The sequence below is a fragment of the Streptomyces sp. WELS2 genome, assembly GCF_013870595.1.
Lineage (GTDB): Bacteria > Actinomycetota > Actinomycetes > Streptomycetales > Streptomycetaceae > Streptomyces.
In genome coordinates this window covers 1-3,228 of record NZ_JACBWZ010000716.1, presented here as the reverse complement: position 1 = coordinate 3,228, position 3,228 = coordinate 1, and the positions used below count along the sequence as shown (strand labels likewise).

4 protein-coding genes and 1 pseudogene are annotated in these 3,228 nt (G+C 72.8%); 2 read left to right on the top strand and 3 right to left on the bottom strand.

Features of this window, described 5'->3' with window-relative positions; translation table 11 throughout:
• Positions 1-187: pseudogene (locus H5J33_RS28655) on the top strand (hypothetical protein); the annotation flags it as partial.
• An 80-nt stretch (positions 188-267) separates the two neighbouring features.
• Here the strand turns inward: H5J33_RS28655 and H5J33_RS28650 are convergent.
• Positions 268-846, bottom strand: a complete 579-nt coding sequence (locus H5J33_RS28650) for a hypothetical protein (RefSeq protein ID WP_181797730.1) — start codon at positions 844-846, stop codon at positions 268-270.
• A gap of 197 nt (positions 847-1,043) precedes the next feature.
• On the opposite strand from H5J33_RS28650, the gene H5J33_RS28645 reads away from it, so the two are divergent.
• A complete protein-coding gene (locus tag H5J33_RS28645) occupies positions 1,044-1,337 on the top strand; it encodes a hypothetical protein (protein ID WP_181797729.1) in 294 nt (97 codons plus the stop codon).
• Between the two features lie 31 nt (positions 1,338-1,368).
• On the opposite strand, the gene H5J33_RS28640 is transcribed toward H5J33_RS28645, so the two are convergent.
• Both H5J33_RS28640 and H5J33_RS28635 read right to left on the bottom strand, forming a co-directional pair.
• On the bottom strand, positions 1,369-2,439 hold the full coding sequence (locus H5J33_RS28640) for a prenyltransferase/squalene oxidase repeat-containing protein (RefSeq protein WP_181797728.1): 1,071 nt from the start codon (positions 2,437-2,439) through the stop codon (positions 1,369-1,371).
• The gene (locus H5J33_RS28635; protein ID WP_181797727.1) at positions 2,436-3,182 is read right to left on the bottom strand and encodes a class I SAM-dependent methyltransferase; all 747 of its coding nucleotides are present in this window, start codon (positions 3,180-3,182) and stop codon (positions 2,436-2,438) included. The genes H5J33_RS28640 and H5J33_RS28635 overlap by 4 nt, the downstream gene beginning before the upstream one ends.
• Positions 3,183-3,228 lie beyond the last annotated feature (46 nt).

Genomic DNA, 3,228 nt, shown 5'->3' with positions numbered 1-3,228 from the left:
GTTCTGGTTCGCCGTGCCGGTGACCCGTCCGCTGTTCGCGGAGGACGGCTCGGGCGGCCAGATCGCCGAACTGACGCCGGGCACCTGGTACTTGGCCGTCGAGCAGCGTGGTGCCGCGCTGGTCGCGCAGACCCAGGACGGCCGTCGTGGCGTGCTCCAGGACACCTCCGGCATCCAGCGCGGCTGAGCCGGAACCCCGCAGCGCACCGGCCCCTCGCCCTTCCGGGCGGGGGGCCGTTGTCGTACCGCGCTCGCGGAGCCGAACGGCTAGCCCTTCGTCAGCTCGGCGGCCGTCGGCACCTGTTCCTTCACCGGCGCGCCCGCGCTGCTGCCCGCGTCCTTGATCTGGCCGATGATGTCGCCGAACGGGCCGGCCGCGCTGTCGTCGCCCTTGCGGAGCTTGCCCGCCAGGCCCTTCAGGGATTCGATGCCGGCGCCGAGCGGGGCGAGGGCCTTGGCGAGCGTCGGGTCGCCCTGGGCGTTGCGCTGGGCGGCCTTGAGCCGGTTGTAGGCGAAGAGACCGGCGGCGCCCGCCTTGACCAGGGCCAGCCTGCGGCCCTTGGTCCCCTTCTTGAACTTGCCGGCCTTCCAGGGCTTCACGATCCACTGGTAGGTCGCGCCGGCGGCGAGGCCCGCGTTCGCCACGAACCGGGTCTTGGCGAACTTCTGGTGCTCGGCGGACGTGCTGGGACTGGGGCTGGGGCTGTCGGCGGCGGGCACGGCCCGGGCCGCCGCCGAGGTGTTCTTCGTACTGCTCTGCTGGCCGCTTCCGCAGGCGGTGGCACCGGCCACCAGGGCGCAGCACAGGGTGAGCGCCACGAACAGGCGCCGTATCGGTACGGGCACGGGGTCCTCCCGACGTGTCCTCCCCGAGCGGTCTGGTTCCTCCGGCAGGTTCGCCCGGGGCGGGCGGATGCGCCACTCGGGGGACGCCGTTCGGGGGTGGGGCACGGTCGCCGTCCGGGTCGGGTCGGGGGCTTCTCCGGGGCGCGTCGGGGGCGGCTGCGGGGTTACAGGACGCGCGGTGCGGCAATCCGGAGAGTATGTCCACTCGATATCGCAACGGTGCGAACCCGGCCGGACGGGTCGTGGCGATCGTCGCCGACGTCGCGGCACTGATCCTCGGCCTGTGGATCCTGATGTACCTGCTGGAGGCGAACCGGTCCAACGACCTGGTCAGGTTCGTGCACGACGCGGCCTCCTGGCTGGCGGGGTGGTCGCACGACCTGTTCACCTTCGACGAGGCCTGGGCCCGCGTGGTCGCCGGATACGGCCTGGCCGCCGTGGTCTATCTGTTCGCCGGCCACGCGATAGCCCGGCGAATACACCGGCACTGAGCGGCGTGCCCGGTGCCGGTGCGGGTGCCGGTCAGGCGCAGCAGTCCGGGTCCAGGCCGGACGGCAGGTGCTCGCCGCCGAAGACCGCGCAGGTGGCCTCGTGGCCGCCCAGCGCGGCCACGGCCAGCAGCAGCGAGCCCGCCGTCCAGGTGGTCAGCTCACGGGGCCAGATCGCGTCGTCCTCGAAGACGTAGCCCGTCCAGTACAGGCCGGTCGCGGGGTCGCGCAGGTGCTGGATGGACTGGAGGATCTCCAGTGCCCGGTCGGACTCGCCGACCGCCCACAGGGCCAGCGCGAGTTCGCTGGACTCGCCGCCGGTCACCCAGGGGTTGGGGACCACGCAGCGCACGCCGAGGCCGGGCACGACGAACCGGTCCCAGCCCGCCTCGATCCGGGCCTTGGCCTCCGCTCCGCTCAGGGCGCCGCCGAGGACCGGGTAGTACCAGTCCATCGAGTAGCGGTCCTTGTCCAGGAAGCGCTCGGGGTGGCGGCGGATCGCGTGCCGCAGCGCCCCGGCGGCCAGCTCCCAGTCGGGCTGCGGTTCCTCGCGCTGCTCGGCGATGGCGAGCGCGCAGCGCAGCGCGTGGTGGACGGAGGAGCTGCCGGTGAGCAGGGCGTCGGCGGTGGGCGTGCCGTCGTCCTCGCGCCGCCAGCCGATCTGCCCGCCGGGCTGCTGGAGCCGCAGCACCCACTCGACGGCCGCGTAGACGGCCGGCCACATCCGGTCCAGGAAGGTGTCGTCGCCCGTGGAGAGGTAGTGGTGCCAGACACCGACGGCTATGTAGGCGACGAAGTTGGACTCGCGGGCACGGTCGGTGACGTCGTCGTGGGCGCCGTCGGCGTAGGCGGCGTACCAGGAGCCGTCCTCGTTCTGGTGCCGGGCCAGCCAGGTGTAGGCGCGCTCGGCGGCCTCGTGTTCGCCGGCCGCGTCCAGGGCCATGGCGGCCTCGGTGTGGTCCCAGGGATCGAGGTGGTGTCCGCGGAACCACGGGATGGCGCCGTCCTCCCGCTGTCCGGCGAGGATGCCGGCGACGGTCGCGGCGGCCTGCTCGGCGGTGAGGACCCCGGGCAGGACGAGGTGTTCTGTCCGGGGAGTGGTCACCTGGCGTCCGCCTCTGCGCCGAGCGAGGGGAGGTGCGGCTTGGTCGCGTAGACGACGAAGCTCTTGCCGATCAGCGGGTTGAGCGCCTGTTCGGCGAACCGGGTGGCGAGCGGCTTCTTCATGATGTCCCAGACCAGCAGCTTGTGGTACGCGCGCACCGGCAGCGCCTTGTCGTTGTCGACGCCGAAGGCGCACTTCAGCCACCAGTAGGGGGCGTGCAGGGCGTGGGCGTGGTGGCTGCCGTAGGGCTTCAGGCCCGCCTCGCGGAGCTTGCCGGTCAGCTCGTCGGCCTTGTAGATGCGGATGTGGCCGCCCTCGACCTCGTGGTAGGCGTCGGACAGGGCCCAGCAGACCTTCTCGGGGCCGTAGCGGGGCACGGTGACGGCGATCCGGCCGCCGGGCCTCAGCACGCGGACCATCTCGGCGAGCACGCCCTTGTCGTCGGGGATGTGCTCCATCACCTCGGAGATGATGACGACGTCGAAGGACTCGTCGGGGAACGGCAGGGCGAGGGCGTCGCCCTCCATGGCGGTGGCGGTGGCGCCCTCGGGGGCCTCGCCGGCCTCCTTCATCGCCGCGAACCACTTGGCGACCTCGCGGATCTCCTCGCCGTTGCGGTCCAGGGCCACGACCCGGGCGCCGCGCCGGTAGCACTCGAAGGCGTGCCGGCCGGCCCCGCAGCCGAGGTCCAGGACGCGGTCGCCCGGGGCGAGCGGGAACCGGGAGAAGTCGACGGTCAGCACGTGGCCCTGCTTTCGGAGGAGACGCTGGTGTCACTCGTCGAGGTCG